Consider the following 14711-nt stretch of genomic DNA (forward strand, 5'->3'; position numbering starts at 1 on the left):
CTGGCGCTCGAAGTGGCCGCCGCGGCCATCGCGGGCGCCGACCGCCCCGCGGCCGACGTGCCCTGCGTGTTCACGTCGGCGCACGGCGACCTGTCGATCAACGACTACATGTGCAGCACGCTCGCGGGCGACCCGAAGATGCTGTCGCCCACCAAGTTCCACAACTCGGTGCACAACGCGGCCGTGGGCTACTGGACCATCGGCACCGGCTGCATGGCGGCCAGCAACGCCGTCTCGGCCTATGGCCACAGCTTTGCCGCCGGCCTGCTCGAAGCGGCCGTGCAGTGCGCGGCCGACCAGACGCCGGTGCTGCTGGTGGGCTACGACGCCCCCACGGTCGGCGCGCTGGCCTCGGTGACCGACAGCCGCGGCCTGCTGGCCGTGGCGCTGGTGATCGCGCCCGAGCGCACGGCCCGCACGGTGGCCAGCCTCGACTGGTCGCTGGTCGGCGATGCCGCCGGCACGGCAACGGCGCCGCGCTCGGCCGCCGCCGCCACGCTGAAGGACATCAACCCGATGGCCGACGCCCTGCCCCTGTTCGAGGCGCTGGCCCAGGCCCCGGGCAGCGCCGACGCGCCCATCGACCTGCCGCTGTCGGCCGCGCTGGCCCTGCGGCTGCGCCTGCAGGCCGCGGGCTGACCGGCCTGCGCCCGGGGGCGGCGGTGCGTGTTGACACACGCAACCGCGCCCCGGTACGTCATCATTGCCGCATGGCGCCCACGCAACCTGGGCGAGGCGCTATGTTTTTCGCAGCGATCCAGGTTGACAGGGCGATGCTGCGTTTACCCAACTTTACGGAGCGTTCAAGCCCGCTTGCTCCCGGTGAACGACCATGAAGCGCATGAGCACCCCCCAACTCCTGATGATCGAAGACGACGCCCGCCTGGCGCAGATGGTGGGCGAGTACCTGACGCAGTCGGGTTTCGCCTTCAACCACGCCGGCGACGGCGCCACCGGCCTGGAGCAGCTGCAGCAGCACGCGCCCGACCTGGTGATCCTCGACCTGATGCTGCCCGACACCGACGGGCTCGAGGTCTGCCGCCGCATCCGCGCCCTGCCCGGCCCGCTGGCCAAGGTGTCGGTGCTGATGCTCACGGCCAAGGGTGACCCCATGGACCGCATCATCGGCCTGGAGATCGGCGCCGACGACTACCTGCCCAAGCCCTTCGAGCCGCGCGAGCTGCTGGCGCGCATCCGCGCCGTGCTGCGCCGGCGCAGCGAGAACGCCACCGAGGCCGAAGCCTCCACGGTGATGCGCTTCGGCACGCTCGAGATCGACCGCAACGCGCGCACCGTGTCGGTGGCCGGCGCGCTGGCCGACCTCACCTCCTACCAGTTCGACCTGCTGGTGGCGATGGCCGAGCGCGCGGGCCGCGTGCTCACGCGCGACCAGATCATGGAAGCCGTGCGCGGCCGCGAGCTCGAGGCCTTCGACCGCTCGATCGACGTGCACATGGGCCGCATCCGCGCGGCCATCGAGGTCGACGCGAAGAACCCGAAGCGCATCCTCACCGTGCGCGGCGTGGGCTACGTCTTCGCCAAGCAACAGGACTGACCAGGACCGCCCCGCGATGCTGCGCAGCCTCTACCGCCGCCACCTCTACGTCCGCATCTGGCTCGCGGTGGTCGGCGGCGTGGTCATCCTCACGCTGATGGCCAACTGGATCGTGCGCGTGGCTGCCGAGGCCGAGCGCGAACGCCTGGCGCCGGTGCCGCGCGAAGTGGTCGTGCTCGACAGCCAGGACCGCACCATCGGCACCGGCAAGGCCATGCGCGTGCCCGGCCAGGGCCTGGAGTTCGATGTGCAGCTGAGCGACGGCCGCGACATGACGCTGCGCGTGGCGCCGCGCGAGCGCCCCACCGGCACCGGCGGCTTCGCGCCCTGGCGCACCCCGTTCGGGCTGGGCTGGATGATTGCGCTGGTGGGCGTGGCGGTGGCGCTGGGCGTCTACCCGATCGTGCGGCGCATCACCCAGCGGCTCGAGACCCTGCAGCGCGGCGTGCAGCGCTGGGGCGAGGGCGACCTCTCGGCGCGCGTGATCGAGGAAGGACAAGACGAAGTGGCCGATCTCTCCAAGCGATTCAATGCCTCCGCCGAACGCATCGAGCAGCTCGTGCGTTCCCACAAGTCGCTGCTGGCGAACGCCTCGCACGAGCTGCGCTCGCCGCTCACCCGCATCCGCATGGGCCTGGAGCTCATGGGCGACCAGCCCAGCCCGGCGGCGCGCGAGGAAATCTCGCGCAACATCGGCGAGCTCGACCAGCTTATCGACGAGATCCTGCTGGCCAGCCGGCTCGACGCCAGCGAGGCCGACATGGGCACCATCGAAGCCGTCGACCTGACCGGCCTGGCCGCCGAAGAGTGCGCGCAGGTGAACGCCGAACTCGACCTGGCCGAAGGCACCGACAACGCCACGCTCACCGTGCCGGGCGTGTCGCGCCTGCTGCGCCGCGCGATCCGCAACCTGCTGGAAAACGCCCGCCGCTACGGCGCCGGCGAGATCAGCGTCGAACTCGGCAGCGCCGGCGGCTACGCCACGGTGCGCGTCAACGACCGCGGGCCAGGCGTGCCGGCGACGCTGCGCGAACGCATCTTCGAGCCCTTCTACCGCCTGCCGGGCGCCAGCGAGCGCAATGGCGGCGTCGGCCTGGGGCTGGCGCTGGTGAAGTCGATCGCCGAGCGCCACGGCGGCTCGGTGCGCTGCGAAGACCGGCCGGGTGGGGGCGCGAGCTTCGTGATCTGCCTGCCGGCCAAAGCCATCGCCGCCGCAGCGCACTGAGCGCCAGCGGGCGCACAGGGACAAGTCAGGTTCGGCCGAGGGGCCGCACCTAAAATCCCGGCCCTATGCAGAGATCGCACATCGTTCGGCCCGCGGCCATGTTCTGGGGGCTGGTGGTGTTCATGCCGGTCGGCGTCACCTACCTGTCGGCCATCGTGCTGCTGCTTGCCCTGCTGGTGGGCGGCGGCTTGCGCGAGCGCTATGCAAGGCTGCGCGCCAACCCGTTGTGGTGGCCGGTGGTCGCCTACGTGGCGTGGACCTTCGTCGTGCTGGCCGTGCGGCCGCACTACCCCGAGACCCCCTCCAACCTGTTCCACGGGCTGCGCATCGCCTTCACCTTCCTGATGGCGATGGCGCTCACGCGCGAGGAGGCGTTGTGGGCGCTGCGCGGCTTCCTCTTGATCGCGGCGCTCAACATCGTGCTCATCGTGCTGCACTACAGCCTGGGCTTTCCGGTGCCGGGCGCGCTGCGCGGCGTGGTGATGGAAGTGGGCAACAAGTCGATCAGCAACGCGCTGCTGTTCAGCATCGTCGCGGCCAGCGCCGCGGTCTACGGGCTGTCGCAGATCACGGGGCACCGGCCCCTGCGCGCATTGGCGGCCTTCACGCTCGTGCTCGGGTTGGGCGCCGTCGTCGCGCTGCCGCTCACGTCGCGCACCTCGGTGCTCGCGCTGCTGCTGGTGATTCCGGTGGTCTGCCTGCACCAGTGGAAGAACCACCTGAAGGCGCTGTCGGCCGCGCTGATCCTGGGCGCGGTGGTGATCGGCGCAAGCCTGTACCAGCTGCCGCAGCTGCAGCAGAAGGTCGAAACCGGCATCGAGGAACTCGAGAAGGCGCAGACCGGCGCCGTGTTCCACGGCAGCTGGATCATCCGCTACTACATGTACCGCGACACCGGCGCCATGATCGCCGACCAGCCCGTCGCGGGCTGGGGCATCGGCGGCTGGACCGACCAGTGGCACAAGCGCGGCCCGGCGCTGTTCGCCGACTCCAACATGCCGCACAACGACTTCCTCTGGGTGGGCGCGCAAAGCGGCATCCCGGGCATCCTGAGCCTGCTGGCGATCATGCTGGTCGCCGTCTGGCAGGCCTGGCGCCGGCCCGACATCGCCGGCCGCTACGCGCTGGCCGCCACGCTCATCGCGCTCATCGCGTCGAGCGTGAACTCGGCGATGCGCGACGCGCAGATCGGGCTGGCGGTGCTGTGGATCGCGATGGTCTACCTGCGGCTGGCGCAGGAATCGCAGGACCCCGATCCGTGGCGCGGCCTGTGGCCGAGGGCCCAGCGAAGCTGAAACGAAAAAACCGGCCGCAAGGGCCGGTTTCTTTTTTCCGCCTGGCCGCTCAGTGGCGGCTGGACACGGTCTCGCCCGCCTTCAGGCGGTACACCGTGCCGCAGTACGGGCACTTGGCTTCGCCGGTGCGCGCCACGTCGAGGTAGACCTTCGGGTGGCTGTTCCAGAGCTTCATGTCGGCCTTGGGGCTGGGGCAGAACACGCCGCCCTGGTGGTTGAGCTCCTTCGCGAGGAGTTCGACGACTGCATTGGTGGACATGTTGTTCCTCAGACCTTCGTGAGCCAGTGGGCGTACTTGGGGTTCTTGCCGTTCACAATGTCGAAGAAGGCCGACTGGATCTTCTCGGTGACCGGGCCGCGCGCGCCGCCGTCGCCACGGTTGCCGATCTCGATGCGGTCGAGTTCGCGGATGGGCGTCACTTCAGCGGCCGTGCCGGTGAAGAAGGCTTCGTCGGCCACGTACACCTCGTCGCGCGTGATGCGCTTTTGCACCAGCTCGATGCCCAGGTCCTTGCAGATGTGCAGGATGGTGTTGCGCGTGATGCCGTTCAGAGCGCCGGCCGACAGGTCGGGCGTGTAGACCACGCCGCCCTTGACCACGAACACGTTCTCGCCCGCGCCTTCGGACACGAAACCGCTCGCGTCGAGCAGCAGTGCTTCGTCGTAGCCGTCGTCCAGCGCTTCCATGTTGGCGAGGATCGAGTTGGTGTAGTTGCTCACCGTCTTGGCCTGCGTCATCGTGATGTTGACGTGGTGGCGGGTGTAGCTGGAGGTCTTCACGCGGATGCCGCGGCGCATGCCCTCTTCGCCGAGGTAGGCGCCCCACGACCAGGCCGCGACCATGGCGTGGATCTTGTTGCCCTTGGGGCTCACGCCCAGCTTCTCGGAGCCGATCCAGATCAGGGGGCGCAGGTAGCAGCTTTCGAGCTTGTTCTCGCGCACGACCTGCTTCTGGGCTTCGTTCAGCTGTTCCTGCGAGAACGGGATCTTCATGCGCAGGATCTTGGCGCTGTTGAACAGGCGCTCGGTGTGCTCGGCCAGGCGGAAGATCGCCGTGCTGCCGTCGGCCGTCTTGTAGGCGCGCACGCCCTCGAAGGCGCCGCAGCCGTAGTGCAGCGTGTGGCTCAGCACGTGGATCTTGGCGTCGCGCCAGTCCACGAGTTCGCCGTCCATCCAGATCTTGCCGTCACGGTCGTCCAGCGAGGGGGGGATCGAGCTCATTTCCTGATTCCTTTGGGAGCGGTGGGGGGGTGCGACCCGCGGGGAAAGTCGCAAAAGCTTTCGATTTTAAGGCGGTGCCCGCAAGCCCTGCACTTCGGGGTGCCCGACAATGGCCGGTTGTGCCAACCAGTGGAAAAAGGGTTCCCGTGTCCGTATTCAAGAACGTCATCGTCTATCGCATCGAACCTGCCTGGTCCCAATCACTGACCGAGGCAGAAGAAGGGCTCGGCAAGCAACGCTTCGTGCCTTGCGGCCCCTCGCAGGAAAAGTCCGCCGGCTGGGTCGAGCCCCGCGGCGAAGCCAACGGCCCGTTGGTCGAATCCATCGACGGCCAGTGGCTGGTCGAGTACATGATCGAGAGCAAGCAGGTCCCCGGCTCCGTGGTGCGCCGCAAGCTCGACGAGCGCTGCGCCCACATCGAGACGACCACCGGCCGCAAGCCCGGCAAGAAGGAAAAGAAGGAGCTCAAGGAAGACATCACCCTGGAGCTGCTGCCCATGGCCTTCACGCGCAGCGCGCGCGTCACGGTGTGGATCGACAAGGCCGAGAACCGCCTCGTGATCAACTGCGGCAACGCCGCGCGCGCCGACGAAGTGGTCACCAGCCTCGTGAAGTCGCTCGACGGCTTTGCCGTGGCGCTGATCAACACGCAGATCGAGCCGGCCGCCGCCATGGCCAACTGGCTGCTGACGCAGGAGCCGCCGGCCGGCTTCAGCATCGACCGCGAGTGCGAGCTCAAGGCCTCCGACGACTCGAAGGCCGTGGTGCGTTACGCCAAGCACGCGCTGGACATCGACGAGGTCAAGCAGCACATCACCGACGGCAAGCGCCCGACGCGCCTGGCGCTCACCTGGGACGACCGCGTGTCCTTCGAACTCACGCACGGCCTGCTGATCCGCAAGATCACCTTCCTCGAAGGCACGGGCGACGGCGCGGCGGGTGGCAAGAAGGAAGACAACTTCGACGCCGACGTGGCCATTGCGACCGGCGAACTCGGCCAGCTGGTGCCGGCGCTGCTCGATGCGTTGGGCGGTGAAGCGGCGTTCTCGGCAGCGGTGCCGGACGAAGCACCGAAGGCTGCGGCTACGGCACCTGCTGCGCAGGCCGACACGCCCGAGGAAGAAGACGCGCCGTTCTGACGTTCTGAGTCAGGCGAAGCGCCCGCGCCGCCGTCAGGCCGCGGGCGTTTCTTCGTCGGCCGGCGTCTCGGGCCGCGTGAGCGTCCAGCTCTGCAGCTTGCCGCCGTTGAACACGGCATCGACGTAGGAGCCGCCGGCGTCGGTCCAGCGGTACAGCTCGGGCTGCTCGTTCTCGGGCGAGCGCTGCTCGCCGAGCGCGCGCGTCATCGCGATGACGTGCATCAGCGTCACGCCGGGCTTGAGCTTGGCATTCAGCATCACCGAGCTCGCCACCGTGCCGATGGGCCGGTCGGCGGCCCGCTTGAGCACCTGCATCGTGCGGTTGAAGTGCATCAGCAGGAACATCACGATCGCACCGCCGGCGAACGCCACGCCGCCCCATCCGTATTGGTGCCAGGACAGGCCGAGGAGAACGACGGCCCCCACGGGCACCAGCAATTTCTGGAAATTCATGGGGCGCATTGTCGCCGCCCGGTGGAAGGCCCTCGCAGGCCGATGCAGTTGCCCCAGGGGTCGCGCACCTGCGCCATGTGCTCGTCGCCCTCCAGCCGCAGCGGGCCGCGGTACAGCGGCGCGCCACACGATTGAAGGTGAGCCAGCGCCGCATCGAAGTCGGCGACGTTCCAGTACACGACCGAGCCCGAGGCACCCGCGCCGACCTTCGCGTCGGCCGGCACGAGCTCCAGCAGCACGCCGTGGACCGACAGGCACTCGAAGGCCGGCGAGCCGATCGACATCGGCACCGCATCGGGGAAGGCGTCGGCGTACCAGCGCAGTGCCGCGTTCACATCGGTGACGTGGACCATGACGGCGGCAATGGGCGGTGCGGTGGATTTCATTCGGCGACAGCGGGAAACGGCCCGCGATTGTGCGGCCCCGACCCTGTCGCAGTAGCCGCCGTGGCTACCGCCGGGCGCAGAAAGCGGTACTCCCGGCGAAAGGCACGCGGTGCCGGGGCGGGTGCGGGCACATTTCGCCGCACGGGCATCTGCCCGGGCCACCGAGAAACGCATGAACATCCCGCGTTCCGTCACCTTCGTTCGACTCACCCTTGCCGCCGCACTCGCGGGCACCGTCCTCAGCGGTTGCTACGTGGTGCCGCTCGGACAACCCGCTCCCGTCGCGCCGTCGCAGCAAAGCTACGCCGTGGCACCGGGGCCGGTGTCACAGACCTTCAGCGCGCGGCTGTATCCGTCGAACGCCGAAGCCGCGCGCTACGGCGCCGTCGGGGGCACGGTGACCAACGACATGAACGGCCGCGGCCACTTCAGCGCGCAGATCGGTGCCGAACAGTTTCAGGGAGAGGCGACCCGCGTGGCTGGTTCGCGTACCGCCGGGGTGGCGAACGCCACCGGCAGTCGCGGCGGCAACCTGAGTTGCCAGTACACGATGAACTCCGCCACCTTGGGCAGCGGCCAGTGCGTGCTCAACAACGGGCCGGCGTTCACGATGCACATCGGAAGCTAAGCAAGCAAAGAACACAGAAGGCCAGGGAGGCCAGGGAGGCCAGGGAGGCCAGGGAGGCCAGGGAGGCCAGGGAGGGTAGGCCCGGCGCGTGTCCACCGCGCGCCGGGCGTTTTTTTGTCCGTCCTACCAGTTCACGAGCTGCCGCATCTTGCGCCGCAGCTCGCGTTCGCGTTTCTGCTCGGCGTTCCAGTCGTCGCGGATGGCCAGCGTGACCGACAGCGCCATCAGCAGGATCACGAACGCAAAGGGCAGCGCGAACACGATGGTCGCCGTCTGTATGGCCTTGATGCCGCCTGCGAACAGCAGGCTCAGCGCAATGGCCGCCACCAGCACGCCCCAGGTGATCTTCACGCGGGCCGGCGGGTTCGGATTGCCCTTCGTGCTCATGATGCCCAGCACCAGCGTCGCGGAATCGCCCGAGGTCACGAAGAACACGAACACCAGCAGCGTCGCCACGATCGACAGCAGCCCGCCCATGGGCATCGCCTTGAACATCACGAACATGGTGGTCGACACGTCGGCCTTCACCGACTCGACCAGCGGCACGCCCTGGAGGATCTCGAAGTTGAGCGCCGCGCCGCCGAACACCGAGAACCACGCGAAGCCCACCAGCGTGGGCGCGATCACCGTGCCCAGGATGAACTGGCGGATCGTGCGCCCGCGCGACACGCGCGCAATGAACAGGCCCACGAACGGCGACCACGCCAGCCACCAGGCCCAGTAGAAGAGCGTCCAGTCGGCCACCCACGAGCTGTTGCGGAACGGGTTCATGCGCAGGCTCATGCGCACGAACTCGGCGAGGTACGAGCCCAGCGTGTTGGTGAAGGTCTCGACGATGGCGATGGTCGGCCCCACCACCAGCACCGTGAGCGCCAGCAGCGCGGCCAGCACCAGGTTGCCCATCGACAGCCACTTCACGCCGCGCTCGACGCCGGTGACCGCCGAGGTGATGAACAGCACCGTCGTCACCACGATGATCGCCGCCTGCGTCCAGCGGCCGATCTCCGCGCCGAAGGCCGCATGCAGCCCGCTGTTGATCTGCGTCGCGCCCATGCCCAGCGAGGCCGCCACGCCGAAGGCGGTGGCCACCACGGCCAGCACGTTGAAGGCCGGCGACAGCCGCTGCACGAAGCGCCAGGGCAGCGCCTCGGTGGCCGAGCTGACCAGCGGCAGTGCCTTGCGGCGGAAGCTGAAGAAGGCGATCGACAGGCCGACGATGCCGTAGATCGCCCAGGGGTGCAGCCCCCAGTGGAAGAAGGCGTAGCGCATGGCCACGCCGGCCGCATCGGGCGTACCGGGGATCACACCGGGCGGCGGGTTCGCGTAGTGCGAGATCGGTTCGGCCACGCCCCAGAACACCAGGCCGATGCCCATGCCAGCCGCGAACAGCATCGCGAACCAGGCGCCGATGGAGAACTCGGGCTCGTCGTCCTCGTCGCCCAGCTTCAGGTCGCCGAAGCGGCTGAAGGCCAGGAAGAAGGCCAGCACCACCAGACCGAGCACCACCCACAGGTAGAACCAGCCGAAGTTGCGCGTGATGTCGGCGAGCGCGGTGCTGAACACGCGGTCGAGCGACGCGGGCGACACCAGCCCCCACAGCACGACCACGGCGATCAGCCCGGCGGAGACGATGAGTTGCATGGCGGGTCTCCTGGTGGGGTGTTGTCGTGCGGGTACGCGTCAGTCGAGCCGTCGCACCACGTCCATCGCTTCTTCGATGCGGTCGACCGGGTGGATGGTCAGGCCCTCGATCTCCTTCGTGCCCTTGCGCGGCGCGTTGGCCTTCGGCACCACGGCCACGCTGAAGCCCAGCTTGGCCGCTTCGCGCAGGCGCTCCTGGCCGCGCGGTGCGGGGCGCACCTCGCCGGCCAGGCCGACTTCGCCGAAGGCGATGAAGCCCTTGGGCAACGGCTTGCCGCGCAGGCTGGAGGTGATGGCCAGCATCACGGCCAGGTCGGCCGCGGGCTCGCTGATGCGCACGCCGCCCACCGCGTTGACGAACACGTCCTGGTCCATGCAGGCCACGCCCGCGTGGCGGTGCAGCACGGCCAGCAGCATCGCGAGGCGGTCGCGGTCCAGGCCCACCGACAGGCGGCGCGGGCTCGGCCCGCCGTTGTCGACCAGCGCCTGGATTTCCACCAGCATCGGCCGCGTGCCTTCGAGCGTCACCAGCACCACGCTGCCGGGCACCGGCTCGGCGTGCTGGCTCAGGAAGATCGCGCTCGGGTTGGTCACGCCCTTCAGGCCGCGCTCGGTCATGGCGAACACGCCGATCTCGTTCACCGCACCGAAGCGGTTCTTGATGGCGCGCACGAGGCGAAAGCTCGAGTGCGTGTCGCCTTCGAAGTACAGCACCGTGTCGACCATGTGCTCGAGCACGCGCGGGCCGGCCAGCGCACCTTCTTTCGTGACGTGGCCCACCAGCACCACGGCCGTGCCGCTGGTCTTGGCAAAGCGCGTGAGGTGCGCCGCGCATTCGCGCACCTGCGCCACCGAGCCGGGCGCGGAGGTGAGCTGGTCGGAGTACACGGTCTGGATGGAGTCGATCACCGCGATGGCCGGGCGCGTGACGTCGAGCGTGGCGATGATTTTTTCGAGCTGGATCTCGGCCAGCACCTGCACCTGCGAATGGTCGAGCCCGAGCCGCTTGGAGCGCAGCGCCACCTGCGAGCCGCTTTCCTCGCCCGTGACGTACAGCGCGTTCTGCCCCGCGCGCTGCAGCGCGTCGACCGCCTGCAGCAGCAGCGTCGACTTGCCGATGCCCGGGTCGCCGCCGATCAGCGTGACGCCACCCGACACGATGCCGCCGCCGAGCACGCGGTCGAGCTCGTCGAGCCCGGTGGGCGTGCGTGCGACATCGGTGGCTTCGATTTCCGAGAGCGTGGCGAGTTCGGAGGCGCCCGCGAGCGACGCGAACTGCGTGCCGAAGCGGTTGTTGGCCGGTCCGTTGGCCGCGCCGGCGACCTGTTCGATGAGTGTGTTCCATGCACCGCAGCTGGGGCATTTGCCAAGCCACTTGGGGCTGGTGCCGCCGCATTCGCTGCAGACGAAAGTTGTTTTGTCCTTGGCCATGCAGCGAGTTTAGGGGGCGCGGTTCAGGCGATGGCGAATTCGCGCACCAGCAGGTCCGCGAACGCCGCCGCGGCCGGCGACAGCGATCGGCCCTGCCGCGTCACGACCGCGATGTTGCGCGCCACCGTCGGGCGCATGAGCCGCCGCGCGACCAGCCGCGTGTGGTCGGCATGCGCGAGGATCGACGCCGGCAGCAGCGCCGGGCCGAGCCCGCTGGCCGCCATCGCGAGCGCCGTGGTCAGGAGCGTCACCTCGTAGGCGATGTCCAGCCGCACGCCGGCGGTTGCGGCGGCGATGTCGATGCTGCTGCGCACGCCGTACCCGGGCTTGACCGTGATCAGCGGATGGCCCGCGAGCTGCCGCCAGGTGATGCGGTCGGTGCCGGGCAGGCGCAGCTCGCGGTCGGCAATCACCGCGAGGTGGTCATGCACGAACACGCGCTGGTCCAGCCCCGGCGTGCGCGCCTGCAGCGTGCCCACGCCGAAGTCGACCTGCTCGCCGAGGACCTTCTCCACGAACTGCCCGGGCGCGCAGTCTTCGATGGCCACCTTCACGTCGGGATGCAGGTCGAGGTAGCGGCGCAGGGCCTTGGGCATCAGCGTCTGCGCGATGGTGGACGTGGCCGCGATGCGCACGCGCCCGCGCCGGCCCGCCGCCAGCTCGGCCATGCCGGTGCCCAGCGCATCGAGTTCGGCCAGCACGCGCTCGGCATAGGCGATGGCCTCGTTCGCGGCCTCGGTGCGTTGCAGCGAACGCGTGGTGCGGTCGAACAGGCGCACGCCGAGCCGCGCCTCGAGCTCGCGCAACAGCACGCTGACGGCCGGCTGGGTCAGCGACAACGACGCCGCCGCGCTCGACAGCTGGCCGCTGTGGTACACGGCCGCGAACGCGCGCAGCTGCCGCACAGAAGGCACGCCGCGCATTGATAGTGGTTTTTTATGAATGGCCATGAAAGTTTCACTTTTTCCGCGAGCCGGTTCGGCACTGTAATGGCGCCTCACAAGAATCTGGAGACAAGCGACCCATGACCGAGCAACTGCAAGCCCAGGTGCTGATCGTCGGCGCCGGCCCCGTGGGGCTGACGCTGGCCATCGACCTGGCGCAACGCGGCATCGACGTGCTGATGACCGAGATCCGCCACCGCGGCGAGCCGCCCAACGTGAAGTGCAACCATGTGGCGGCGCGCTCGATGGAGGTGTTCCGCCGCCTGGGCGTGGCACAGGCGCTGCGCGACGCGGGCCTGCCGGCCGACTATCCCAACGATGTGGCCTACCGCACGGCCGTGACGGGCATGGAGCTGTCGCGCATTCCGATCCCCGCGCGCCGCGAGCGCTACACCGCCACCGGCGGCCCCGACACCTGGTGGCCCACGGCGGAGCCGCCGCACCGCATCAACCAGATCTTTCTCGAACCGGTGCTGTTCGCGCATGCCGAGGCCACGCCCGGCCTGCGCATCCGCAACCGCACGCGCATCGACGACTTCGAGCAGGACGACGAAGGCGTGTGGGCCACGGGCGTGGACCTGGACGACGGCCGCGCGGTGCGCATCCGCTGCCAGTACCTCGTCGGTTGCGACGGCAGCCGCTCGACGGTGCGCAAGAAGATCGGTGCCAGCCTGCACGGCACCGACGTGGTGGGCCGCGTGCAGTCGACCTACTTCCGTGCGCCCGCGCTGCTGGGCCTGCTGAAACACCCGCCGGCCTGGGCCACCTTCGCGCTGAACCCGCGGCGCTGCGGCAACGTGTACGCCATCGACGGGCGCGAGACCTGGCTGCTGCACAACTACCTGCTGCCCGAGGAGACCGACTTCGACTCGATCGACCGCGACTGGGCGATCCGCCAGATCCTGGGCGTCGACGAGGACTTCGCCTACGAGGTGATCTCCAACGAAGACTGGGTCGGGCGCCGGCTCGTGGCCGACCGCTTCCGCGACCGCCGCGTGTTCATCTGCGGCGACGCGGCGCACCTGTGGATTCCGATGGCGGGCTACGGCATGAACGCCGGCATCGCCGATGCGATGAACCTCTCGTGGCTGCTCGCGGGCCGGCTGCACGGCTGGCTGGCCGACGGCGCGCTCGCGGCGCACGAGGCCGAGCGCCAGCCGATCACCGAGCAGGTGTCGCGGTTCGCGATGAACCACGCGCTCGCGCTCCAGCGCCAGCGCGAAGGCGTGCCCGAGAACATCGAGGCGCCCGGGCCCGAGGGCGACGCGCTGCGCGCCGCGCGCGGCCAGGCGCTGTACGACCTGAACGTGCAGCAGTACTGCTGCGGCGGGCTCAACTTCGGCTACTTCTACGACGGCTCGCCGCTCATCGCCTACGACGGCGAGGCCGCGCCCGCCTACACGATGTACGAGTTCACGCCCTCGACCGTGCCGGGCTGCCGCACGCCGCACCTGTGGCTGGACGACGGCCGCTCGCTGTACGACGCGATGGCGATGCCCGGCGAGGGCTACACGCTGCTGCGCTTGGACCCCGCGATCGATGTCGCGCCGCTCGAAGCCGCCGCCGCGGCGCGCGGCCTGCCGCTGCGCACGCTGGACATCCGCGCCTCGGCCGCCACCGCCGTGTACGACCGGCCGCTCGTCATCTCGCGCCCCGACCAGCACGTGGCCTGGCGCGGGCATGCCGTGCCGGCCGACGCGCTCGCGCTGGTCGACCTGCTGCGCGGCGCCACTGCAGTGGCCGCACCGACACCCGAAAAAGAAAGAGAGACAAGCCAATGAACCGTCGCCATGCCTTGCGCCATCTGGGCGCACTGTCCGCCGCCGCCTGCGCCGCAGGCCCCGCCCTCGTGCGGGCGCAAAGCGACAAGCCCATCACCCTCGTCGTGCCCTACGCGCCCGGCGGCACGACCGACATGCTCGGGCGGCTGATCGCGCAGCAGCTGGGCTCCGCGCTGGGCCGCACCGTGATCGTCGACAACCGGCCCGGCGCCGGCACCGCCATCGGCGCCTCGCAGGTGGCACGCGCGGCACCCGACGGCACGACGCTGCTGGTCGCGACCAGCACCACGCTCGCCATCAACCCCTGGCTCTACAAGAAGCTCTCGTACGACCCCGCGAAGGACTTCGCGCCGGTCGGCCTCATCGGCGCCGTGCCGCTGATGGTGGTGGTGCATCCGTCGGTGCCGGCGACCACGCTGTCCGAGCTGGTGGCGCTCGCCAAGTCGCGGCCCGACGCGCTGAGCTACGGCTCCGCCGGCAACGGCAGCCCGCAGCACCTGGGCGCGGAGATGTTCAAGGTCGCGACCGCGGCGAACATGGTGCACGTGCCCTACAAGGGCAGCGCGCTCGCGCTGACCGATCTGCTCGGCGGCCAGCTGCAGCTCATGTTCACCGACATCGCACCGGCCCTGCAGCACGTGCGCAGCGGCAAGCTGCGCGCGCTGGCCGTGACCTCGCGCAAGCGCCAGCCGACCTTCCCCGCCGTGCCGACCGTGGCCGAGTCGGGCGTGGCAGGCACCGCCGATTTCGAGGCGGTGGCGTGGCAGAGCGTGGTCGCGCCCGCGGGCACGCCCAAGGCCTTCATCGACCGCTGCAGCCAGGAGATCGCCCGCCTCGTCGCGCAGCCCGCGCTGCGCCAGAAGCTCGAGAACGAAGGCTTCGAACCGGCCGCGCCGGGGGCGCACGGCGCGGGCGCACCGGAGCAGTTGGCGGCTTACATACGCAGCGAAACCGAGCGCTGGGGGCGCGTGATCCGCGCTTCCGGCACCACGATCGACTGAGCGTCCGACGA

General features: G+C 69.7%; 15 protein-coding genes. 8 read left to right on the top strand and 7 right to left on the bottom strand.

The window, feature by feature from the left end:
* The 4 genes from VBO01S_RS17095 to VBO01S_RS17110 all read left to right on the top strand — a co-directional run.
* Positions 1 to 639, top strand: a 639-nt coding sequence (locus tag VBO01S_RS17095; protein WP_062476795.1) for a beta-ketoacyl synthase chain length factor, incomplete at its 5' end; no start/stop codon positions are given.
* Between the two features lie 193 nt (positions 640 to 832).
* Positions 833 to 1555 (top strand): response regulator, encoded by a 723-nt coding sequence (locus VBO01S_RS17100; protein WP_062476797.1) that lies wholly within the window; start codon positions 833 to 835, stop codon positions 1553 to 1555.
* Positions 1556 to 1571: 16 nt separating this feature from the next.
* Positions 1572 to 2780 (top strand): ATP-binding protein, encoded by a 1209-nt coding sequence (locus VBO01S_RS17105; protein ID WP_062476799.1) that lies wholly within the window; start codon positions 1572 to 1574, stop codon positions 2778 to 2780.
* Positions 2781 to 2845: 65 nt separating this feature from the next.
* The gene (locus VBO01S_RS17110; protein WP_062476803.1) at positions 2846 to 4075 is read left to right on the top strand and encodes an O-antigen ligase family protein; all 1230 of its coding nucleotides are present in this window, start codon (positions 2846 to 2848) and stop codon (positions 4073 to 4075) included.
* Between the two features lie 49 nt (positions 4076 to 4124).
* Here the strand turns inward: VBO01S_RS17110 and VBO01S_RS17115 are convergent, their stop codons facing one another.
* Both VBO01S_RS17115 and VBO01S_RS17120 read right to left on the bottom strand, forming a co-directional pair.
* Positions 4125 to 4334 carry a zinc-finger domain-containing protein gene (locus VBO01S_RS17115; protein WP_007836801.1) on the bottom strand — a complete coding sequence of 70 codons (210 nt, stop codon included), beginning with the start codon at positions 4332 to 4334 and terminating at the stop codon, positions 4125 to 4127.
* An 8-nt stretch (positions 4335 to 4342) separates the two neighbouring features.
* Complete coding sequence (locus VBO01S_RS17120; protein WP_062476806.1) at positions 4343 to 5296, bottom strand: branched-chain amino acid transaminase; 954 nt, start codon at positions 5294 to 5296, stop codon at positions 4343 to 4345.
* Positions 5297 to 5442: 146 nt separating this feature from the next.
* Between VBO01S_RS17120 and VBO01S_RS17125 the strand changes: the two genes are divergently transcribed.
* On the top strand, positions 5443 to 6435 hold the full coding sequence (locus VBO01S_RS17125; RefSeq protein WP_062476809.1) for a recombination-associated protein RdgC: 993 nt from the start codon (positions 5443 to 5445) through the stop codon (positions 6433 to 6435).
* A 33-nt stretch (positions 6436 to 6468) separates the two neighbouring features.
* On the opposite strand, the gene VBO01S_RS17130 is transcribed toward VBO01S_RS17125, so the two are convergent.
* Positions 6469 to 6897 carry a hypothetical protein gene (locus VBO01S_RS17130; protein ID WP_062476811.1) on the bottom strand — a complete coding sequence of 143 codons (429 nt, stop codon included), beginning with the start codon at positions 6895 to 6897 and terminating at the stop codon, positions 6469 to 6471.
* Positions 6885 to 7274, bottom strand: coding sequence for a VOC family protein (locus VBO01S_RS17135; protein ID WP_062476813.1), 390 nt, complete (start codon positions 7272 to 7274; stop codon positions 6885 to 6887). Before VBO01S_RS17135 ends, VBO01S_RS17130 begins: the two co-directional genes overlap by 13 nt.
* A gap of 172 nt (positions 7275 to 7446) precedes the next feature.
* Between VBO01S_RS17135 and VBO01S_RS17140 the strand changes: the two genes are divergently transcribed.
* A complete protein-coding gene (locus tag VBO01S_RS17140; protein WP_062476817.1) occupies positions 7447 to 7902 on the top strand; it encodes a hypothetical protein in 456 nt (151 codons plus the stop codon).
* 123 nt (positions 7903 to 8025) lie between these two features.
* Here the strand turns inward: VBO01S_RS17140 and VBO01S_RS17145 are convergent, their stop codons facing one another.
* From VBO01S_RS17145 to VBO01S_RS17155, 3 genes are read right to left on the bottom strand one after another with little or no spacing between them, the layout of a single operon-like run.
* Positions 8026 to 9543: a BCCT family transporter gene (locus VBO01S_RS17145; RefSeq protein ID WP_062476820.1), complete on the bottom strand. Its 1518-nt coding sequence runs from the start codon at positions 9541 to 9543 to the stop codon at positions 8026 to 8028.
* Between the two features lie 39 nt (positions 9544 to 9582).
* Complete coding sequence (gene radA / locus VBO01S_RS17150; RefSeq protein WP_062476823.1) at positions 9583 to 10974, bottom strand: DNA repair protein RadA; 1392 nt, start codon at positions 10972 to 10974, stop codon at positions 9583 to 9585.
* 23 nt (positions 10975 to 10997) lie between these two features.
* Positions 10998 to 11897, bottom strand: coding sequence for a LysR family transcriptional regulator (locus VBO01S_RS17155; protein WP_255221139.1), 900 nt, complete (start codon positions 11895 to 11897; stop codon positions 10998 to 11000).
* Positions 11898 to 11998: 101 nt separating this feature from the next.
* Here VBO01S_RS17155 and VBO01S_RS17160 point away from each other — a divergent pair, with 101 nt between their 5' ends.
* Complete coding sequence (locus VBO01S_RS17160) at positions 11999 to 13699, top strand: FAD-dependent oxidoreductase (protein WP_062476828.1); 1701 nt, start codon at positions 11999 to 12001, stop codon at positions 13697 to 13699.
* Complete coding sequence (locus VBO01S_RS17165) at positions 13696 to 14700, top strand: tripartite tricarboxylate transporter substrate binding protein (RefSeq protein WP_062476832.1); 1005 nt, start codon at positions 13696 to 13698, stop codon at positions 14698 to 14700. Before VBO01S_RS17160 ends, VBO01S_RS17165 begins: the two co-directional genes overlap by 4 nt.
* Positions 14701 to 14711: the final 11 nt, after the last annotated feature.

Source organism: Variovorax boronicumulans NBRC 103145, from assembly GCF_001591345.1.
Taxonomy (GTDB): Bacteria; Pseudomonadota; Gammaproteobacteria; order Burkholderiales; family Burkholderiaceae_C; genus Variovorax; species Variovorax boronicumulans.

Excerpts from the sequence above, each read along its gene's own strand:
- VBO01S_RS17100 (WP_062476797.1), top strand. The coding sequence starts at position 833 with ATGAAGCGCATGAGCACCCCCCAACTCCTGATGATCGAAGACGACGCC.
- VBO01S_RS17105 (WP_062476799.1), top strand. The coding sequence starts at position 1,572 with ATGCTGCGCAGCCTCTACCGCCGCCACCTCTACGTCCGCATCTGGCTC.
- VBO01S_RS17110 (WP_062476803.1), top strand. The coding sequence starts at position 2,846 with ATGCAGAGATCGCACATCGTTCGGCCCGCGGCCATGTTCTGGGGGCTG.
- VBO01S_RS17115 (WP_007836801.1), bottom strand. The coding sequence starts at position 4,334 with ATGTCCACCAATGCAGTCGTCGAACTCCTCGCGAAGGAGCTCAACCAC.
- VBO01S_RS17120 (WP_062476806.1), bottom strand. The coding sequence starts at position 5,296 with ATGAGCTCGATCCCCCCCTCGCTGGACGACCGTGACGGCAAGATCTGG.
- VBO01S_RS17130 (WP_062476811.1), bottom strand. The coding sequence starts at position 6,897 with ATGCGCCCCATGAATTTCCAGAAATTGCTGGTGCCCGTGGGGGCCGTC.
- VBO01S_RS17135 (WP_062476813.1), bottom strand. The coding sequence starts at position 7,274 with ATGAAATCCACCGCACCGCCCATTGCCGCCGTCATGGTCCACGTCACC.
- VBO01S_RS17140 (WP_062476817.1), top strand. The coding sequence starts at position 7,447 with ATGAACATCCCGCGTTCCGTCACCTTCGTTCGACTCACCCTTGCCGCC.
- VBO01S_RS17145 (WP_062476820.1), bottom strand. The coding sequence starts at position 9,543 with ATGCAACTCATCGTCTCCGCCGGGCTGATCGCCGTGGTCGTGCTGTGG.
- radA (WP_062476823.1), bottom strand. The coding sequence starts at position 10,974 with ATGGCCAAGGACAAAACAACTTTCGTCTGCAGCGAATGCGGCGGCACC.
- VBO01S_RS17155 (WP_255221139.1), bottom strand. The coding sequence starts at position 11,897 with ATGCGCGGCGTGCCTTCTGTGCGGCAGCTGCGCGCGTTCGCGGCCGTG.
- VBO01S_RS17160 (WP_062476828.1), top strand. The coding sequence starts at position 11,999 with ATGACCGAGCAACTGCAAGCCCAGGTGCTGATCGTCGGCGCCGGCCCC.
- VBO01S_RS17165 (WP_062476832.1), top strand. The coding sequence starts at position 13,696 with ATGAACCGTCGCCATGCCTTGCGCCATCTGGGCGCACTGTCCGCCGCC.